This window comes from Gelidibacter salicanalis, assembly GCF_007997285.1.
GTDB lineage: Bacteria > Bacteroidota > Bacteroidia > Flavobacteriales > Flavobacteriaceae > Gelidibacter > Gelidibacter salicanalis.
The window spans coordinates 28,656-48,587 of record NZ_VORX01000001.1; the positions used below are offsets into that span (position 1 = coordinate 28,656).

Annotated in this window: 9 protein-coding genes; 6 read left to right on the forward strand and 3 right to left on the reverse strand. The window is 37.9% G+C overall.

Annotated elements, in window-relative coordinates; all coding sequences use genetic code 11:
- Positions 1-296 precede the first annotated feature (296 nt).
- On the forward strand, positions 297-1,253 hold the full coding sequence (locus tag ES711_RS00140) for an ornithine cyclodeaminase family protein (protein ID WP_146888217.1): 957 nt from the start codon (positions 297-299) through the stop codon (positions 1,251-1,253).
- Positions 1,254-2,062: 809 nt separating this feature from the next.
- Positions 2,063-2,857, forward strand: a complete 795-nt coding sequence (locus tag ES711_RS00145; RefSeq protein WP_146888220.1) for a hypothetical protein — start codon at positions 2,063-2,065, stop codon at positions 2,855-2,857.
- 524 nt (positions 2,858-3,381) lie between these two features.
- Here the strand turns inward: ES711_RS00145 and ES711_RS00150 are convergent.
- The 3 genes from ES711_RS00150 to ES711_RS00160 form a co-directional block, all read right to left on the reverse strand.
- The gene (locus tag ES711_RS00150; RefSeq protein WP_146888222.1) at positions 3,382-4,926 is read right to left on the reverse strand and encodes a RagB/SusD family nutrient uptake outer membrane protein; all 1,545 of its coding nucleotides are present in this window, start codon (positions 4,924-4,926) and stop codon (positions 3,382-3,384) included.
- Between the two features lie 20 nt (positions 4,927-4,946).
- Entirely contained in the window at positions 4,947-8,042 is a 3,096-nt protein-coding gene (locus tag ES711_RS00155; protein WP_146888225.1) for a SusC/RagA family TonB-linked outer membrane protein, read from the reverse strand.
- Between the two features lie 258 nt (positions 8,043-8,300).
- Positions 8,301-9,995 (reverse strand): tetratricopeptide repeat protein, encoded by a 1,695-nt coding sequence (locus ES711_RS00160; protein WP_146888227.1) that lies wholly within the window; start codon positions 9,993-9,995, stop codon positions 8,301-8,303.
- A 199-nt stretch (positions 9,996-10,194) separates the two neighbouring features.
- Between ES711_RS00160 and ES711_RS00165 the strand changes: the two genes are divergently transcribed.
- From ES711_RS00165 to ES711_RS00180, 4 genes are all read left to right on the forward strand, one after another.
- On the forward strand, positions 10,195-12,213 hold the full coding sequence (locus ES711_RS00165) for an MGH1-like glycoside hydrolase domain-containing protein (protein WP_146888230.1): 2,019 nt from the start codon (positions 10,195-10,197) through the stop codon (positions 12,211-12,213).
- On the forward strand, positions 12,214-15,240 hold the full coding sequence (locus ES711_RS00170; protein ID WP_146888233.1) for an aminotransferase class III-fold pyridoxal phosphate-dependent enzyme: 3,027 nt from the start codon (positions 12,214-12,216) through the stop codon (positions 15,238-15,240).
- A gap of 69 nt (positions 15,241-15,309) precedes the next feature.
- Positions 15,310-18,444: a glycoside hydrolase family 2 TIM barrel-domain containing protein gene (locus ES711_RS00175; RefSeq protein WP_146888236.1), complete on the forward strand. Its 3,135-nt coding sequence runs from the start codon at positions 15,310-15,312 to the stop codon at positions 18,442-18,444.
- 651 nt (positions 18,445-19,095) lie between these two features.
- On the forward strand, positions 19,096-19,848 hold the full coding sequence (locus ES711_RS00180; protein WP_146888238.1) for an SDR family oxidoreductase: 753 nt from the start codon (positions 19,096-19,098) through the stop codon (positions 19,846-19,848).
- Positions 19,849-19,932 lie beyond the last annotated feature (84 nt).

The following is a 19,932-nucleotide window of genomic DNA, read 5'->3' on the forward strand; positions in this document are numbered from 1 at the left end:
AAAAGGATACACTTCCGATTAAAGCAAGGATGGTACAGGATTCTAAAAACGACACTTTGATTTTGAAAGAATAACGATGATGCTGAGAGCGTTCCGATAAAGTCCATGTTCCGTGCCAGCAGGGTCTCAATTGTTTTTAATATACCTCAGTTTGTATTAGGTTGAATGAAACCTAGAATCTCAATCATAAGTTTTGAGTAAACACATTTTTTATAATCATCACAGTCAATGCGCCTTTAGAATGCAATGATTAATCAAGTCAGTCATTATGATAAATTCCTTTAGCCAATAATTTTATGAAAAATATAGTTCAAATAGATGCAGATTTTGTAGAGAACCATACAGATTTCTTAAATTTAATCGCGGACTTAGAATCTATGTTTGCGAACAAAGAACTTCTGGTCCCAATGAGGCATCATCATGATTTCCCCAATCCGGAAGTTGGCATGGAATCCACGCTATTACTGATGCCAGCTTGGAATCCTGGAAAGGATGCTGGTGTAAAAATAGCAACGGTCAGTCCAGTTAATGGAAAGTTCAATCTACCTGCCATTCAGGGAGTTTATATTTATTTAGATGCCTTAAAGGGCACAATAAAAGCTATCATAGAAGCTAAAAGTCTAACGGTAAAACGTACAGCCGCAGCTTCAGCATTAGCTTCAAAATTCTTAAGCCGAAAGAATTCCAAATCATTATTAATGATTGGAACTGGAGCTTTATCTCCAAATCTCATTAAAGCTCATGCAAGTGTGAGACCCATAGAACAGGTTTTTGTTTGGGGTAGAAACTTTGACAAAGCGAGAGCTGTTTGTGACACCTTAATGGATGAAAATTTTAAAATAATCCCTATAAAAAGTGTTGAAGAAAAAATTAGCGCGGTAGATATCATCTCTTGCGCGACCCTTTCTTCTACACCACTTGTTCTAGGCAAGTATTTAAGTCCGGGTCAACATGTAGATCTGGTTGGGGCATATCGTATAGATATGCGAGAAGCTGATGATGGTGCCATAAAAAAGGCCGATGTATTTGTGGATACTTTTGAAGGTGGGTTAAAAGAAAGTGGTGATATCGTTATGCCGTTAAAGACGGGGATATTGGCAGAAAAGGATATTAAGGCGGACTTGTTTTTAATGGCCGGTAAAAGCCATGCAGGTAGAAGCAGCGATGAACAAATTACCTTATTTAAGTCCGTAGGGCATGCTTTAGAAGATTTAGCGGCCGCAGCTCATTATTATAACTTATTTGGGAAATAAAAGAATTGAGGGTCGGTAAAACCTTATAATTCCATAAATTGATTTGTTTTAGTAAAACGTAGATTCATTACAGAAAACAACGATGTGTTTATTTTCTGCATAAATCTACATTATCAGGGGGAAACAAAAATATGCATATGGAGAATTATCCCGCAGATTTCGCAAGTTTAAGCGGATTTTTGACTAGTATGACAAAAAACTGACATATAATTAATTATTTAAGATTTGAAGGTTCTTATCATAAGATTTTATTATTGTAACATGACATATTCTTGACTATCATCAATGCAATGTTGATCCCTCAAAAAACGCGTCTTAAAACATATTCAAAGCATCGGCATAGGTTAGTAACATATCAACATATCTCTTTAAAACCACGTTAACTCCAACATAACGGTCATTCCAAATCATCAATATCTGGTGAGATAGCTAAAAAGTTTGCAACTCCCTCCTTGAAACAAGGTCTGGTTGGAGCACTTAAAAATGACACCTTCTTTTTGAAACCAATATCACTTAGAGTGATTGGGCAAATTTAATCTAGAATAACGACAGTTTATCATTCAGTTACAATCAAGTCTTTGTTATTTTCCCGAGCTATCGGGACTCAAAGCGCAGCGCCCGGGGGCCGGTAAGGCCGAATTTTAATTCTTTATCGGACAATTATGATCCCAAATATAATAGGTAAACATTATCTAAAAATTACAGAAATTAAGATTCAAACCGATAAAATAATTAAATTTAATGCACTTAAAATTTATTTAAGACAGGATTGATTTTGAACCTATATAGAGAACTCTAAAAACATAACTATGGATTCAATAATGTCAGAAGGTAAATGTATATTCTGTGAAAAAACTTTTAAAAAATCGGGTATTAACCGCCATTTTGGGAAGCATTTGACTGAAAAGTCTGTTAATGGAAAGCCCGGTAATTCCTTTCATTTAAAAGTGGAAACAAACAGTTATTGGGGAAGTATGCCTTATTTTTTGTCCCTTTGGGTGGACGGTAACATAACAATGGCTCAACTGGATGATTTTCTACGCGGAATATGGTTGGAGTGCTGTGGTCACCTAAGTTCATTTGTCATTCCGAAAAAATTAAATGAATATGAAATGTTCGACTTTTTAGAAGCAGAAGAGCTTTTCAATAGCGGTAAAATCGCGGAATACGAAGCCATGATGGAGCGGTCACGGGGCGAGATTCCAATGGGAAGAATGGCATCTAAGACATTTTACAAGGGTCTAAAATTGCAATATCAGTATGATTTTGGGAGCACTACAGAGTTAGAGATTACCGTATTTAACGAATATCCAATAGCAAGCGATGAACCAATTGTATTGCTATCCCGCAATGAACCGCTACCAATTTTGTGCGAAACCTGTGAAAAACGGCCAGTAGTAAAGATGTGCAATGTTTGTTATGGTTATGATGATGAAGGCATCTTTTGTGAAAAATGTGCCGAAAAACATAAAAAAAAGTGTGATGATTTTACCGATTATGCTGAAATGCCTGTTGTCAATTCCCCAAGAATGGGTGTATGTGCGTATGATGGTGGTACAATTGACCTGAGTAGAGATAAAGCTAAGCATCTTAAGGTATTATAGTAGTCTTTCTTGTCCACCTTCTAAATGTAGCAACTATATTGTATTCATTATGATATAAAGCATTAGTGTCCGATAAAAATAAATAATAAATTAACAAACTCATTTAAGGCAAGGGACATTAGAAGATTTCCGCAATGAGACCTTGCATTTTAGAAACTGTTTCTATCGAGAGGGAATGTGCGATTTTAATTTAAATGATCGTTGTTTGTCAGTTAGATGCAAACAAGTCTTAATTCTTTATTCTAACAGCGCAGCGGTCTTGATTCTTTTTCGGACAACAATGGATATAAAGAAAAGAGCTGTCATTAAAAAAATGACAGCTCTTTAAGACTAATTCAAATAAAAATAAATACTAATGAACAACCTAGCCCCAATGATAAGAGGTGTCAAGTAGATCTTCCTTTTTTATTTCGACGCAGAGCGTCGGGGAATAAACCCAAGGATCCCGCTAAAAAGCGGAATAAGTTCCACTAACAATTTTTAATTCATTGCGTCGCAACTTTTAAAAATTGTGTTTCATTAATTTAATCAATGGCAGAGTTGGATTGAATCTCTGACAATGGTATTGGCAAATAGGCATGAGTTGCCGCATTAAAGTTAGTTCTACCTGCCGCCTGCATGGCTTGGTCCAACATTCCCCATCTGCGTAGATCAAAAAACCTTACGGATTCTAAGGTCAATTCCATCGTGCGTTCATGGATGATTTGTTTCTTGACATCAGCTTGCGAAGTAGCCGTAATTGCCGGCATATTCCCATGTACGGCTCTCACTTTATTGATGAGAGGAATGGCTTGAGCTGTAGCTCCCGTCTCATTCAACGCTTCGGCATACATTAATAAAACATCAGCATAGCGCATTAACACCACATTGACTCCAACATAACTGTTGTTATAAACATAATTGGGTAGCCATTTTCTAAAATAAGCGGCATTGTCATTGGTATCACCATAAGTTTCCATCATTAAGGCGTCCCATGTGCTGCCTTGCATCTGATTGGTGGTGCTATTATTAAAAAATGGATCTTTAAAATAGAGCGACCCATATAATCTATTGTCGTATAGGCCATTATTGGCAATCCTACCTTCACTTTTCATTTCGTTTACCACATTCATGGTTGCTGCAATGCCGCCCCAACCTCCTACGGACCAGTCTCCTACAAAGGCATGTAGTCGTGTGGAGTTATCTGATGTGGCATCTGAAGTCTTAAACTGGAGTTCAAATATCGATTCTTGATTGTTTTCATTTTCACCATTAAACAGGCTTAAAAAATCAGTTTCTAAAGCGTATGAACCCGCCGTTCCATCAACAATTGGCTTAAAGGCTAGAACTGCATTTTCAAAATCTGACCCTTCTGCTGAGGTGGCGTCTCCAGCTTTATATAAATACGCTTTTCCTAAATAGGCGAGTGCGGCTCCTTTAGTTGCTCTTCCTGGCTCCGTGTTATCGACGGTCTGAAGCATGGTAGCAGCATCTGTAAAATCCTTTATGATAACCTCCCATGATTCTGGTCTTGAAGCTAGCGGCTTATCTAAAGTTTCGTTTGAAATCAGTTCAGTTCTGAGGATAATTTGCTCATACAGCGTCAATAATTTGAAATGATAATACCCTCTTAAAAAAGTTGCTTCACCTATGATCTGTTTTTTTTCTGCATCAGATATTTGATCTGACGTCATTTCTCCAACTTTAGCAATGACTTGATTTGAGAAATTTAATCCTTTGTAATTTGTGGTCCATATCACATCTAAAAATGTATGTCCGTTGGTATAATTAAAATTATATATAGACATCCAATGCGAATAGTTACTGGCATCTGGCCCAGGTAAGGCATAATCAGATCTAAAATATTCTACAACTGGTCTACCTTCTTGCCAACCGTCCCAAAAATTACTTCTTGATTCCAATTCTGAATAAGCCGCCACCAAACCTGATTGCGCATCTTCAGCATTTCTCCAGAAGTTCTCACTGGTGAGTTGATCGGGTGATGTTTGCTCTAAAAACTCATCATCACTGCAGGATGTTGCGAGTGTTAGTACAAAAGCAACGATAATTGTTTTATATAAATTTTTCATTTTGTTTTGTTTAGTAATTCTTAAAATGCTAATTGAAGTCCAAAAATTATAGATTTATATTTTGGATATAAACTGTTATCAATACCTCTTGATAATACACTTCCTCCAACTTCTGGGTCGAGTCCACTGTATTTTGTGAATGTAAATAGGTCTTGTCCTGTGAGGTAAATTCTGAATTTATCTAATTGCATAGTCTCTAGCGCACTTGTTGGTAAGGAGTAACCAAGCTGAATCGTTTTAATTCTCAAATAATCGCCATCTTCTAAAAATCGGGTTGAGGCTCTACTATTTCTATTAGGATCGCCTAGGACAGCTCTCGGTATGTTGGTATTCGTATTGGAAGGCGTCCAAGCATTGGCAGCTTCAACTCTATAATTTCTTCCCGTATCTAAGCTTAATAATCTAAAATCATTACCATTATATATTTTGTTGCCACCAACACCTTGGAAAAATATATTAAAATCAAAGTTTTTGTAATCGGCACTTAAACTCACACTATACTCGTATTTAGGAATGGCTGTCCCTTGGTAGGTCTCGTCTTTGGAGTCTATCTGCCCATCACCATTTTGATCAACAAACCTGATGTCTCCCGGAGAAGCATCCGGTTGTGCACCGTGGGCATCAATTTCAGCCTGAGTTTGGAAAATTCCATTTGCGACAGGCAAGAAATACGCTCCGGGCTCATACCCAACTTGAGTTTGGTTCACAAAATGGTCAGATCCAAACAATAATCCTATTCCATATAGTTTTTGATTGGCATTGCTAAGCTTGGTGACTTCACTATTAACCGTCGTAAAGGTTCCAAAAGCAGAGTAGTGAAAATCGCCATCTTTGTTAACGTATCCTAATTCAAATTCCAAACCACTATTCTCAAATTCACCCACATTGACCACCGGATTATTGACGCCGCTTGAAGGTGACACTTCTTTTGTAATCAGTAAATCTTCCGTTGTGGTTTTATAATAGTTGATAGCACCTTTTAGCTTATTGCCTAAGGAGGCAAAGTCGACTCCAAAGTTTGATGAGGTGTTGGTTTCCCATTGTAAATCGTCATTCTGTAAATCTCTGGCGATACTTCCTAAATAGGAGTTTTGTGGATTCCCAAATACGTACCCGCCATTGCCTCCGTCTTTCCCTTGAGAAATAAGTGCAATGTAGTCGTAATAGCCCAGAGCACTATCATTACCGGCCTGACCCCAGCTATAACGCAGTTTTAAGAAATTGAAAACCTTTTGGTTTTTCATGAAATCTTCATCGGTGATCTTCCAACCCGCAGCCACAGAAGGAAAAACACCGTATTGGTTGTTCTTTCCAAATTTTGAACTGCCATCTCTACGGACACTGGCTTGGAATAAATAGCGGTCATTATAGGCATAATTGATCCTTCCAAATTGGGACACCAATGCATATTCTGCGTTTGTTCCTTCTGCCGAATACGTACCATCGTTAAATGCATTGACAGTATTAAAGCTAGGATCTAAAATAGTTGCTGGTATTTTGTTGCCATCTTCATCAAATTTGTAGCCTTCAGCTTGCACATAGGTCTCTTTGAAAGGTTCAGAAATTCTTTGATACCCAGCCAATAAATTCACCGAATGCTTTTTAATGTCGAACATGTAATTAAGGGTGTAGTCCTGATTCAGCCTTCTGAACTCACTGTTGTATTCGGAAACAAATGCATATTGGTTTTGAGGATTGTCGTCAATGTCTCTAACTTGAAAAGAAGGATGATAGGCATAGGTGTAATTGTCTCTGTTAGACAGCGAGAAGTTTGCATTGGCATGCAGCCCTTTAATTATTTCATAGTTAAAACTAACATTTCCTAAAAAGTATTTCATTTTTGTGTACCCGTCAATTAGGGCATCTTCACCCACTGGATTTCTATGATCAGGTAAATCTCCCGTTCTATAACCATATCCGGAAGGTTTGGATGGATCTAACACGGGAATTAAAGGCGAGATGAAATAAGTTTCTCTCAATGAGAATTTATAATCTTCTTGATTGGTTTCGCTATAGTTTAAGCTGGTATTTATTTTTAATTTTCCTTTTGTGCTTCCAATATTAGCATTGATACCTTTTTTTGAAAAGCCAGAACCTATTAAAATTCCTTTTTCATCAGCATAGCTACCGGCCACGCTGTAATTTATATTGTCCGATGCACCACTAACGCGAACATTCAATAAGCTTAATTGCCCAGTTCTGTGAGTTTCATCTACCCAATTTGTGTTTACATTGGGAGGGTTTTGAACGTATTGCGGCAGACTTGCACCGGCATTCTCATACATTTGCCTGTGCACGGACACGTAACCATCGGCATCCAATAAATTCATTTTCTCTCTGGCGGTGTTAGAGCTCAAGGAGGTTTCTATCTCAATTTTGGTTTTACCTACTTTTCCTTTCTTCGTGGTAATGATAATTACCCCGTTGGCAGCTCTAGTTCCATAAATGGCCCCTGAAGCGGCATCTTTTAAAACTTCAATGGAGGCAATGTCATTTGCATTCAAGAAATAAGGATCAGCTTGGACGCCATCTACAATATAAAGAGGTTGGTTGTTTCCAAAACTTCCAATACCCCTAATGGTAATGTCTGATGTAGATCCCGGGCTGCCTGAAGACGATGTTACTGTAACGCCTGCAACCCTACCTTGCAATGCGTCCACAGGGTTAGTGGTTACAACTTTGGTAAGATCTTCGCTTTTTACAGAGCTAATGGCCCCGGTAACGTCACTTTTCTTTTGGGTGCCATAACCCACAATGACCACCTCGTCCAAATCTTCCGCACTTTCTTGTAAAGACATATTGATGGTTGTTTGGTTGCCTACCGTAATTTCTTTTGTTGAAAACCCTAAGTAGCTAAATACTAAGATAGTTTGAGAATCCGGAACTGTTATGGTGTAATTGCCATCAAAGTCTGACTGTGTTCCTACTGATGGATTGGATTTAAGATTAACCGTCGCTCCCGGGACTGGTATCCCAGCATTGTCTGTAATTGTCCCTTTTATTAATATGCCCTGAGCATAGGAATTGGTCATAAATCCAAAGGACACAAATACAAAAAGTAATAAAAACAGACCTTTTGACGTGTGCGTTTGATATTTTGATTGTTTTTTGTTCATCTTATTAATTCGTTTATTGATTAGATCCAAACTTGATTTTAACTTAAGTTTAAGAATACCAAATATGAAATTATTTAGAGACAAATCATTAAAAGGCACCTTTACTTGACCTTTACAATGCGTTTAAAGTTTAGAACATTGCATTTTTTTTAGGAAGACTTATAGCGCCAAAGTCCTTTAATTTAAAGGGGTATAAGGAATTGTGCGGAGTGTTATATTGAAGATAATCTAAATGGGGTCTAAAAATATTCTACAATTTCAAATATTTTCCAAAAAAGTTACGAGATTATCCTTTGGGTCCAATCCTAATTTTTTTCTTAAGCGATGCCTTCCGATTTCTACAGAGTTTAGAGAGATATTATTGATGTTGGCAATTTCCTTGGAGCTCAATTTAAGTTTTACCTGTACGGCCAGTTGAACATCCTTATCCGTTAGGTGAGGAAATTCTTCTTTGATTTTAAATAAAAAGTCGCTTTGTAAATTTTCTATATTGGTATGGAAGCGTTGAATGTCTTCATTAAAATCAAATTTAAAGGTGTATTCTTTTATAAGACTGTCAATATTTTTTTTGAGTTCTTTTAAATCGGTAAACTTCAGATTTTTTAACGACTTGGTAAAATCTTTATAGATAGTCGTGCGCTGTGAGATAAATAGAGCCAGATTTGTGAGTTCCTTTTGACGAAATTCCAACTTGTGCTCCAGATTCTCACGTTCTAATTGTTGGGTTTTTAACTTCTCTTTTGAGAGTTTGTGGCTTTGTAAATAGATTGCTTTCTTCTTTTTTATGTTATTCCAGAGGCTTCCAATTATTAGGATGGCAATAATTGCCAGCAACAAGGCACCAATCAACAAAAAATTTCGTTTTTGGGCCTCTAAATTCCGCTCTTGTTCCAATAATTTAATTTCGTTCTCACGACGTTCTGCTTCGTACAAAATTCTCATTTCAGCAAGTCTTTCACTTTCAGTGCTCGAGAAAATTTCAGAGGTTTCTTCAATGTATCTTTTGTAGTAATGGTAAGCTTCTTTGTAGTTGAGCGTTGCAACATAGTAATCAGAGGTAATTTTATTGTTCTCTAAGATTAATTCCTTATTATTTTTTATGGTTTGAATAATTATTCGGGCATCTTCCAGTAGTGCGTAAGCCTTTTTATAATCTTCCTGTTTTAAATACACGATGGCCAGCTCATGAAGGATGTATACTTTTTTGTGTTCAAATTTAATTTGATTGGTAATTTCCAGAGCCGATTCTAAAAATTTGATGGCGGAATCGAGATCGTCAATTTTGCGATAGCAGATGCCCATATTGGTCATCGCTTCGGCAATTCTATCTTTGTTGTCAAGGTCTTTAATAAGCTCTAACGATTTCTTAAAAAAGGATAAGGCTAAATTGCAATCGCCTTTTCCTTCGTGAATAAGGCCTATGCTGTTATAGCTGTAGGCAATCCGCTGTTTGGAACCAATTTTTTCGTGTATTTTCAGAACTTCCCTATGATATTCCAAAGCTTTATCAAAATAACCAATGTCGTAATACAGCCAACCCAGCGTGCGTAATGTAAACGCCAAATCATAATCATTACCGATCTCTTTTCGGATTTCTAAAGATTTTAGACCATATTGTAAAGCCTTATCGTAAATGTCATTGAACAAATATCCTTGACAAAGATTGATAAGTGCCAGACCTTCTTGCTCTTTTTGGTTAAATTCCTTTGAAAATTGCAGGGCTTCGGAAGCATATTCGATGGTTTTATCAGGATTGCTAGACCAATAGATCTCAGCAATCCTATTAAGTAAGGCCGTTTTTTCAGCGCGTTTTACCGTAGGTAATATGGTTAATAGGCTGTCTAATTCAATTTGAGAATCGGCAGGATTTTCATCCCATATGTTAGTTTGGGCCTGCGTTGTAATACAGAGGCATATAAAGGTGAATAGAATAAGAAGTAACAATTTCTTCATGGATCGGGATTTGTATGGAATAGCGTTATACTCTTATGATTTGAAAGATTTGCGTGTTCTCAAATATCGACAATATAATTTTATTTTTTTTTCTTAAACATACCTTTGTAAGGTCAAGTAAAGGTATGTTTTATGGTAATATCAATATAAATCCGAAATTTGTAATCTAATGACTTACTAATTGTAATTGTTTATAAAAATGTATCTAACCAAAATAGTCACCTATGTATGTGTTCTCGGATTGTTGTTTAACTTCAGTTGCACGACTGCAAAAAAGTCCCCAAAATTTGAGACAACTCATAATTATCTAGATTTTAGCGAAAATATTTTAGAGTATCATATTACCCCAAAAGATGCTAAAGATAGGTCGGGCTTAATGTTTTCTGATCAAGGCGCTTGGTTTGCCTATGGTCAGCATCAAGAATCGAAGAAATCTATAGGTTTTTCTGGACCGTTCCTAATGACCCAACAGAATGGCGTTTGGTTGAGTACGTCGTTTATGAATACGGTAATTAATGTTGACAATGCTTATGAAACCTTAAAGATTGAATCCTCTCGAAGTTATGCAAGTCATCTTGAAAATCATTACTCAAGCAATAAATTATCAGTGACTGAAACCTTGGTTTTTAAAAACGGGCACACGGCCTTGATACAGACCAACATAAAGAATACGGGTACTGAAACCATCGTTGTGGAAGTGCTTTGGGAAAATGCACCAATTTTGATTGATGGTATTTCAATATCACAACATGATCATCGTATCACCGTTACCTCTACAAAATCCAACGCTAAAGGGTATCTTACTTTTCCAAAAGATACACAAATAGCCATGGTAGATAGTGTACACTACAAAGCACAAGATGTCTTAACCCTAAAACCCAATGAAACCAAGGACATTGTGGTGGCTCAAACCTTTATTTTTCCGGAATATTCTTGGGAAAAAGAGAAACAAAGCATTGCGAATTTAAATTTTGACTCGGTTTTTAAATCGCGAAAAGGCGAAAAGAACACTCAATTAAAGGCAATTATTGACAATAGAAATCCAGAATTTAAGGATGATGCATATGCCCAGGTTTTGGCCAAATCACTTTTAACCTTGCAAAATAATTGGCGTATCCCTGCTGGAGAACTCACTAATGAAGGTATATTTCCTAGTTATCATTATGTAGGCTTTCACGGGTTTTGGGCCTGGGATTCATGGAAACACGCCGTCGGCTTGGCTTATTATGACACTGATTTGGCAAAAAATCAAATGCGCGCCATGTTCGATTTTCAAAGCGACGATGGATTTATAGTCGATTGTATCTTTAGAGACACCACAATTGAAGCCCATAATTACCGCGATACCAAACCACCACTATCAGCATGGGCGGTGGCAAAAATTTACGAAAAGGATAAAGATGCCGAATTTGTAAAAGAGTTGTATCCTAAAATCAAAAAATACCATGAATGGTGGTACGCTAAACGCGACCACGACCAAGACGGTCTGTGCGAATACGGTTCTACTGACGGCACTGTCATTGCTGCAAAATGGGAAAGCGGGATGGATAATGCCATTCGTTTTGATGATTCCAAAATTCTTAAAAATGAAGAAGGCGCGTATTCTTTAGATCAGGAAAGTGTGGATTTAAATGCCTATTTGTACGCTGAAAAATTGTATTTAAGTGAATTGGCAGAGATCCTCAATAAATTAGAAGATGCGATAACTTATAAGGATCAAGCGGCACTGTTAAAACAAAAAATTCAACAACAATTCTATGATCCAGAAGATGGGTGGTTTTATGACACCACTCTTGATGGTAAAACATTTATTAAAGGAGAAGGCAGTGAAGGTTGGACGGCGCTTTGGGCCAATGCCGCAACACAAGAACAAGCAAGTGCTGTAAAGCAAAAAATGATGGATCCTAAAAAGTTCTATACCAAAGTTCCGTTTCAAACCATGAGTGCTGATCATGACAGATTTGACCCGCTAAAAGGCTATTGGAGAGGCCCAAATTGGTTGGATCAGGCTTATTTTGGAGTTCAGGGCTTACGAAATTATGGGTTTCATAACGAAGCCAATCAAGCCACCATTCAGATCATTGAAGGTGCCGAAGGGGTTTTAGGCAAAGGAAAATCCATACGTGAAAATTATCACCCTATTACTGGTAAAGGTTTAAATGCACAAAATTTCAGCTGGAGTGCGGCGCACCTTATCATGCTCTTACAAAATGACTAAATGAACTACGAGAACTTAAAGATATCGAATCAGCAAGCGGAGGAAATCTTACTGAAACGCTTTAATATTATAGGGAGTGCATCGCCGCTTCCTGGAGAAATCGATTTTAATTTTAGGATTAAGGTCGCTGATTCGGACGGTTTTATTCTGAAAATTTCCCGACCGGATGAAGATGAAGGCTATCTTGATTTTCAACAAAAACTATTGCAACATGTTGATGGTAATGGGCAACATCTTATGGCGCCTAAAGTAATTATGGATGTTGACGGGAATCCGATTTCTAAAATAACTGACGCTTTTGGTAAGGAGCGCTTTGTTCGATTATTAACTTGGATTTCTGGCCGTGTGTGGAGCACGGTAAATCCGCAATTAGACGATTTACGCTTTAGTTTAGGGGAGCAATGTGGCCTGTTAACCCAAGCATTGCAAGGCTTTGATCATCCGGAAGCACATCGCGAATTTGCCTGGGATGTAGCGCAAGCACTATGGACCAAACCGCATTTGGATTTGTTTCAGAATGAAGATCGAGAAATCATCGCCTACTTCCAGAATCAGTTTGAAGAATCGCAAGACAGCTATTCCAATTTAAGAACCGCAGTTGTTCATAATGATGCCAACGACAATAATGTGATTGTTTCATCAGACTTGATACATCCAAAAGTTCAGGCGTCTATCGATTATGGTGATGCCGTCCACACTCAAATCCATAATGACCTTGCGGTGGCGTGTGCTTATGCCATTATGAATCATAATGATCCGTTGGAAGCTGCTTTGCCAATTGTACAAGGATATCACACAACATTTCCGTTAGAGGAAAATGAGTTGATGCATTTATATAATGCTATTGCCATGCGCTTGGTGATTTCCGTTACCAAATCGGCCATCAATAAAATAGAAGAGCCTGATAATACCTACTTATTCATTAGCGAAAAACCAGCCTGGGAAGTCCTGAAGAAATGGAGAAAAATAAGTGCCGATTTTGCTTATTTCAGTTTTAGAAAGGTGTGTGGCTTTGAAGCGCACCCTAACGTGAATCTATTCAAAAACTGGGCTTCATCGGAGGACTTCCAACTTTCAGAGTTATTTCCATCAATCGCCAGTAATGAATCACATCATCTCGATTTAAGTGTGTCCAGCAAATGGATTGGTCATCAGGAAGACTTTAATGATTTAGACTTTTTTGAATTTAAACTAAACCGACTTCAAAAGGAACATCCAAACAACATTATCGCAGGCGGCTATTTGGAGCCACGTGCTTTATACACGTCGGATGCCTTTGATAAAGTTGGAAATTCAGGTACCGAGAGTAGAACCATTCATTTAGGTATCGATTTTTGGTTACCTAGCGGAACTCCTATTCATGCTTTGTTAGATGGAGAAGTAGTCATTGCCGTCAATGATGCGGGCAATAAAGAATATGGCGGATTGGTGATTTTGAAACACCAAACTGACCAATTTGAATTTTATACACTTTATGGTCATTTATCGGTGGCGAGCGCTACGGCACACAAAGTTGGTGATTATATTAAAAAAGGTGTGCAAATAGGAGAACTGGGCACCTCTGAAGAAAATGGCAATTGGGTGCCTCATCTTCATTTTCAAGTGCTATTGTCGCTTTTAGGGTATACCAAGGATTTTCCAGGGGTCGCTTATTACAATCAAATAAATGTTTGGAAAAATATCTGTCCTGATCCTAATCTATTATTCAAATCAAATGCACTTCAAAAAACTTTAGAAACCTCTAATGCCGAATTAATTGCTTATAGAAAACAACATTTAGGCAAAAGTTTAAGCCTTCAATATAAAGTGCCTATAAAAATGGTGCGGGGTGCCGGTCAATATGTAATAGATCAATTCGGGCGTAAATATTTGGACACCGTTAATAACGTCGCGCATGTTGGACATGAAAATTACAAGGTCGTAAAAGCAGGTCAAGAACAAATGGCACTGATCAATACCAATTCGCGCTATTTGCATGACAATATCAATGCCTTGGCTGAAGAGCTTTTGGAAACCTTACCACCAGAATTGAGTGTCTTGCATTTTGTGAATTCAGGAAGTGAAGCCAATGAATTGGCCATTAGAATGGTGAAAGCAGCCACAGGCCAACGCGATATTATTGCAAGTGAGGTTGGTTATCATGGCAATAGTAATATGTGTATTGATATCAGTTCGTATAAGTTTGATGGAAAGGGTGGAAGTGGCGCACCAGAACACACGCATATTTTTCCCTTGCCTGATGCTTTTAGAGGGAAATATACAGGAGAACATACGGGCGAATTGTATGCCGAGGAAGTCCAAAAGCAAATCGATAGCATTCATAAAAAAGGTCGTGGCGTTGGCGCATTTATTATAGAACCAATTATTAGTTGCGGTGGACAAGTTGAGTTGCCAGAAGGGTTTTTAGCCAAAGCATATGAAAAAGTGAGAGCGGCTGGTGGCCTTTGTATTTCCGATGAAGTACAAACAGGTTGCGGCCGAATGGGTAAAACATTTTGGGGTTTTCAGCTGCATGATGTCACGCCAGATATTGTGACTATTGGAAAACCATTAGGTAACGGACATCCGCTTGCCGCTGTTGTCTGTACGCGCGACGTTGCAGATAAGTTTGCCAATGGAATGGAGTATTTCAACACATTTGGAGGTAATCCTGTGTCTTGTGCCATTGGCGCTGAAGTAATTCGTACCGTAAAACGTGAAAAATTGCAAGAAAATGCTTTAAACGTTGGCGAATTTTTAAAAGCGGAACTTCATAATCTGTCGCAAGAGTTTCCAATTATTGGCGATGTTCGTGGGCAAGGATTATTTCTTGGGATTGAATTGGTAGATGCTGATAAAAATCCTTTAGCGGCACAAACAGATTATATAGCCGACCGAATGAAAGACCACGGTATTTTAATGAGTACCGACGGTCCTGATCACAATGTCTTAAAAATAAAACCGCCCATTGTTTTTACGAAAGCCAACGCTGAAGAGTTGCTCCTTTATTTAAGAAAAGTGCTTGCGGAAGATTTTATGAAGTTATGATTCCCATCCAATAAATAAAAATAGTACCATACGTCCCAAAATTCTGTGGACTAATAAAAAATACTGAACATGAAATCAAAATTTTTAAGTGCCCTCTTGTTGTGTGTGCTGGTGGGATGCAAAACTGCATCCCTTTTCAATGTGCCAGCACAAACGTCTCACTTCAATCATGAAATTTTCGAAGACAACAAATTAGCACCACGTGCAACGTATTTTGCATTTGAATCTGCTAATATTGAGAAGAAGGAGAACTCAAAACGGTTTTTAAGCTTAAATGGGCAATGGAAATTTAATTTCGTGACAGACCCAAAAACAAGACCTACGACCTTTCAAAATATTGATTTTGATGATTCTGAATGGAAAACCATTCCAGTTCCTGCTAACTGGGAAATTGAAGGTTATGATTTCCCGATTTATTTAGATGAACGCTACCCATTCACCACTAAATGGCCAGATGCACCGAATGATTATAATCCTGTAGGGACTTACAGAAAAGAAATTACTTTGGACGAAGCGTTTTTATCCGAAGAAGTCATCTTGCATTTTGCCGGTGCTAAATCGGCAATGTATGTCTATGTCAACGGCGATTATGTGGGGTATTCTCAAGGCAGTAAATTGCCGGCAGAATTTAATATTACCAAAAATTTAAAACCAGGAAAAAATATATTGTCCCTGCAAATGTTTAGATGGAGTGACGCCAGTTACTTGGAGAGTCAGGACTTTTTACGCATGAGCGGCATTGAGCGCGACGTCTATTTGTATACGCAACCTAAAGTGGCGGTTTCTGATTATTACGCTTACACCAATTTACAGGACAACTATACCAACGGCGTTTTAAAAAACACCGTTTCAATAGCTAATCCTACTAGCGAACCAATTCAAAGAAAGGTGTCAGTGTCGGTGTTTGATGGCGAAACTTCAAAATTTACCGACGCTAATGTTGTCACTATTCCTGCGAATGAAAGTGTTGAATTTATTTCAGAAGGCATTTTTAAAGATGTAAAAAAATGGTCAGCTGAACAGCCAAACTTATACACACTTAAAATACGTTTAGAAGACGAATCAAATGCTAATAACAACCAATACATCACTAAAAAAATAGGTTTTAAAAGCGTCGAAATTAAAAACTCTCAAGTACTGATAAATGGGAAAGCCATTTACATTAGAGGTGTGAACAGACATGAAACTGATCCGTTAACGGGGCATGTGGTGTCGCGGGAATCGATGGAAATGGACATTCAACTTATGAAGCAAAATAACATTAATGCCGTGCGTGCTTCGCATTACCCGAACGATCCGTATTGGTTGGAGTTATGTGATCAGTATGGTTTGTATGTGGTGGATGAGGCAAATATTGAAAGTCACCCATTAGCCATTGACAAAAACACACAAATCGGGAATGAAATGAGCTGGTTGGCAGCGCATGAAGCGCGTACGCAACGCATGTATTATCGCGATAGAAATCACGTGTCCATTTATTCATGGTCGCTTGGAAACGAAGCAGGAACAGGCGAAATATTCAGAATTACCTATAAATGGTTGAAAGCACAAGATGATAATCGCATCGTGCAATACGAGCCGGCAGGCAAAGATGACTATACAGATTTGTATTGCCCAATGTATCCAAAGCCAGAATATTTAATTGCTCACGGAAAATCTAATTCTGATAAACCGTCGATCATGATTGAATATGCGCATGCTATGGGGAACTCGGTAGGCAATCTTCAGGATTATTGGGATATTATTGAAACCTATCCTAATCTACAAGGCGGCTATATTTGGGATTGGGTAGATCAGGCGTTAGAATATAAAGATGAACATGGCAACCCTTATTTTGCCTATGGTCACGACTATCATCCAGATTTGCCAACAGACGGGAACTTTTTAAATAATGGTTTGGTAGATCCGCACCGTAAACCACATCCACATTTGACAGAAGTCAAGAAGGTTTACGAGCCTGTGCAGTTCCATTATTTGGGTAATGGCGTGATAGAAATTGTCAACAAGAATTTCTTTACAGATCTATCCGATAAAACCATCGCTTGGAAAATTTTAAAGGACGGAAAAGAGGTCTTCCAAGATCAGTCTATAGTGGTGCATGTGAATCCGCAGGAGTCTGCTAAAATCAAGCTTGAAAAATTCCCGAGCACATTGACTGCTGAAAACGACTACTTACTTCAAGTGAGTTTAATCCAAAAAGAAGCTAAAAATTTAATTCCGAAAGGTCATGAAGTGGCTTGGGATGAATTTTTACTTCAAAAAGGTACACTTGGAAAGTCAGAATCAACGGAAGGGACGTTGCTTGAAATTATTGAAAGCAATGACATGTTCACATTTAAAAACGAGTTTGTAGAGCTCCAGATAAACGCCAAATCGGGAGAAATCCAGTCATGGACGTACAAAGGAAAACGCATCACGAAAGACCCAATTCGTCCGAATTTTTGGAGAGGACCTACGGACAACGATTTAGGAAACAATATGCATCAATGGGCAAAAGTTTGGCAGGAAGCTACCTATAAGTATAGCTCCAAATTGGATGGAAATCCTGTGAAATCTGATGACGGGATCACTTATAAAGTGGATTATATTCTGCCGAATAATGAGGCTAATGTGCAAGTACATTACACCTTAAAATCTGATGGAAGCCTGAATGTTGATTATAGTTTTTCACCCAATCACAATGATCTTCCAAACATCCCTCGTATCGGTATGTATATGACGTTGCCGAAAGATTTTACAGACGTCGTTTGGTTTGGCAAAGGAGAAACAGAAAGTTATTGGGACCGCAAAACTGGCCTTAAAACGGGTGTCTATTCTGGAAAAATTGTAGATCAGTTTGAGCGATACCTTCGTCCACAGGAAACTGGAAATAAAACAGATGTACGTTGGGTTGAAGTGTCATCGCCTCAGGTGACTTTAAAAGCAGCGGGTAAGGTCTGGCTCAATACCAGTGTATGGCCTTTTGCCATGACAGAAATCGATTTTAATAGTGATGATGCCAGCGCATCTGCATCCGGTTTAGTGCCTGTAACCAAAAAGCACGGTGCTGATATTAAAATTGGTGAAACAGTGCAGTGGAATATCGATTATCTGCAAATGGGTGTTGGTGGTGATACCTCATGGGGCAGATTGGTGCATCCAGAGTATACTGTCCCTGCAAATAGGAGTTATGAGTATTCATTTTCCATTAGTCCCTTAAACTAATAATTCAAGTTTATTTCGACAAAATCATCTCTAGGAATGTGTCTCAATACCTATACAACCTATCTGAGAGTTGAATATTTGAGAACTATTCTCGGACGGCTGTCCGATAGAAAAACATAAAAAAAGCCGTTTCAATTAGTTTTGAGACGGCTTCTTTTTTTTCATTTAAGTGAACATAAATTCTTTAATTTCATAAAAAAAAACATTGTATTTCACGGATCAATTTGATGCAAAATTCAAGTATCAACTCAATAATTTGATCGGTTTTGAAATAGAATCCAACCTTATTTTTTCGGAAGCTTTTTATAGAAAACAATCAAGATGTTGCCTTGTGCTTTTTTGTGTTTTCGACGGAAATAAAACTTTAGCTTAAATAGTTGTAACTTAGAAAGCGCTAACCGATTTAAAAACGCGGCATTACCTAAACAAAAAAAAATTATAAGGTGGAAGCCCGATTTAGCAACATCTCACTATTTAAAAACGATCATGTTACTTTCGGACTGGCGTTGTAAATGCTATCCAATACACAAAGTCTTGCTCGCAAATGTAAAGAAACCTGTAATTTGTTTCATAATCCCCTTATTATGTATTAATAAGGATAGCAGATGACCCTTTATCTTTGCATCACAATTAATTACAAAAATAAAATTTATGGACTTATCTAATAATATTTCAGGTAAAATTATAGTCATCACTGGTGCCAGTGGTGGTTTAGGAGAAACAACCGCCCGGCATTTAGCTTCAAAAGGAGCTCATGTGGTTTTGGGGGCACGTCGTGAGGAACTATTGAAAAAAGTTGCCGACGAGATTAATGCGGACGGAAAGGGAAAAGCCGTTTACTCAAAAACGGACGTGACGAAAAAAGAGGAGGTAAAAGCCTTGGTGGACAAAGCTGTAAAGGAATTTGGCAAAATTGATGTAATGATTAATAATGCGGGCCTTATGGCCATTGCGCCTCTTAGTGAAACTAAGGTTGATGAGTGGGACCAAATGATAGACGTTAACATAAAAGGCGTTCTTTATGGGATAGCCGCCGCACTTCCAATTTTTCAAAAGCAAGAATCAGGTCATTTTATCAACCTTTCTTCCGTTGCAGGTGTAAAAGTATTTAGTCCCGGAGGAACTGTTTATAGTGGAACCAAATATGCTGTTCGCGCAATATCTGACGGACTTCGCCACGAAGTAGGTGGAAACATTAGAACGACAACTCTAGAACCGGGTGCCATCGATTCTGAATTAAAGTTTGGAAGTTCACATAAAGAAAGTTCAGAATTTGTTAAAGAATTTTATCAGCAAGCCATTCCGGCCGATGCTATTGCAAGAACGATTGCATTTGTTATTGAACAGCCAAGCGATGTAGATGTCAACGAAATTGTTATCCGTCCTACAAAACAAGAATTCTAAACATGTTGTGTTAAAAGATCTTCAATTAAGAGAAGTTTTAAATTTAGAATAGTATAAATGGGCCTTATCTGAAGACAAGATTTG

Bases quoted from the DNA above. Each gene is read 5' to 3' on its own strand.
- ES711_RS00140 (WP_146888217.1), top strand. From the start codon at position 297: ATGAAAAATATAGTTCAAATAGATGCAGATTTTGTAGAGAACCATACA.
- ES711_RS00145 (WP_146888220.1), top strand. From the start codon at position 2,063: ATGGATTCAATAATGTCAGAAGGTAAATGTATATTCTGTGAAAAAACT.
- ES711_RS00150 (WP_146888222.1), bottom strand. From the start codon at position 4,926: ATGAAAAATTTATATAAAACAATTATCGTTGCTTTTGTACTAACACTC.
- ES711_RS00155 (WP_146888225.1), bottom strand. From the start codon at position 8,042: ATGAACAAAAAACAATCAAAATATCAAACGCACACGTCAAAAGGTCTG.
- ES711_RS00160 (WP_146888227.1), bottom strand. From the start codon at position 9,995: ATGAAGAAATTGTTACTTCTTATTCTATTCACCTTTATATGCCTCTGT.
- ES711_RS00165 (WP_146888230.1), top strand. From the start codon at position 10,195: ATGTATCTAACCAAAATAGTCACCTATGTATGTGTTCTCGGATTGTTG.
- ES711_RS00170 (WP_146888233.1), top strand. From the start codon at position 12,214: ATGAACTACGAGAACTTAAAGATATCGAATCAGCAAGCGGAGGAAATC.
- ES711_RS00175 (WP_146888236.1), top strand. From the start codon at position 15,310: ATGAAATCAAAATTTTTAAGTGCCCTCTTGTTGTGTGTGCTGGTGGGA.
- ES711_RS00180 (WP_146888238.1), top strand. From the start codon at position 19,096: ATGGACTTATCTAATAATATTTCAGGTAAAATTATAGTCATCACTGGT.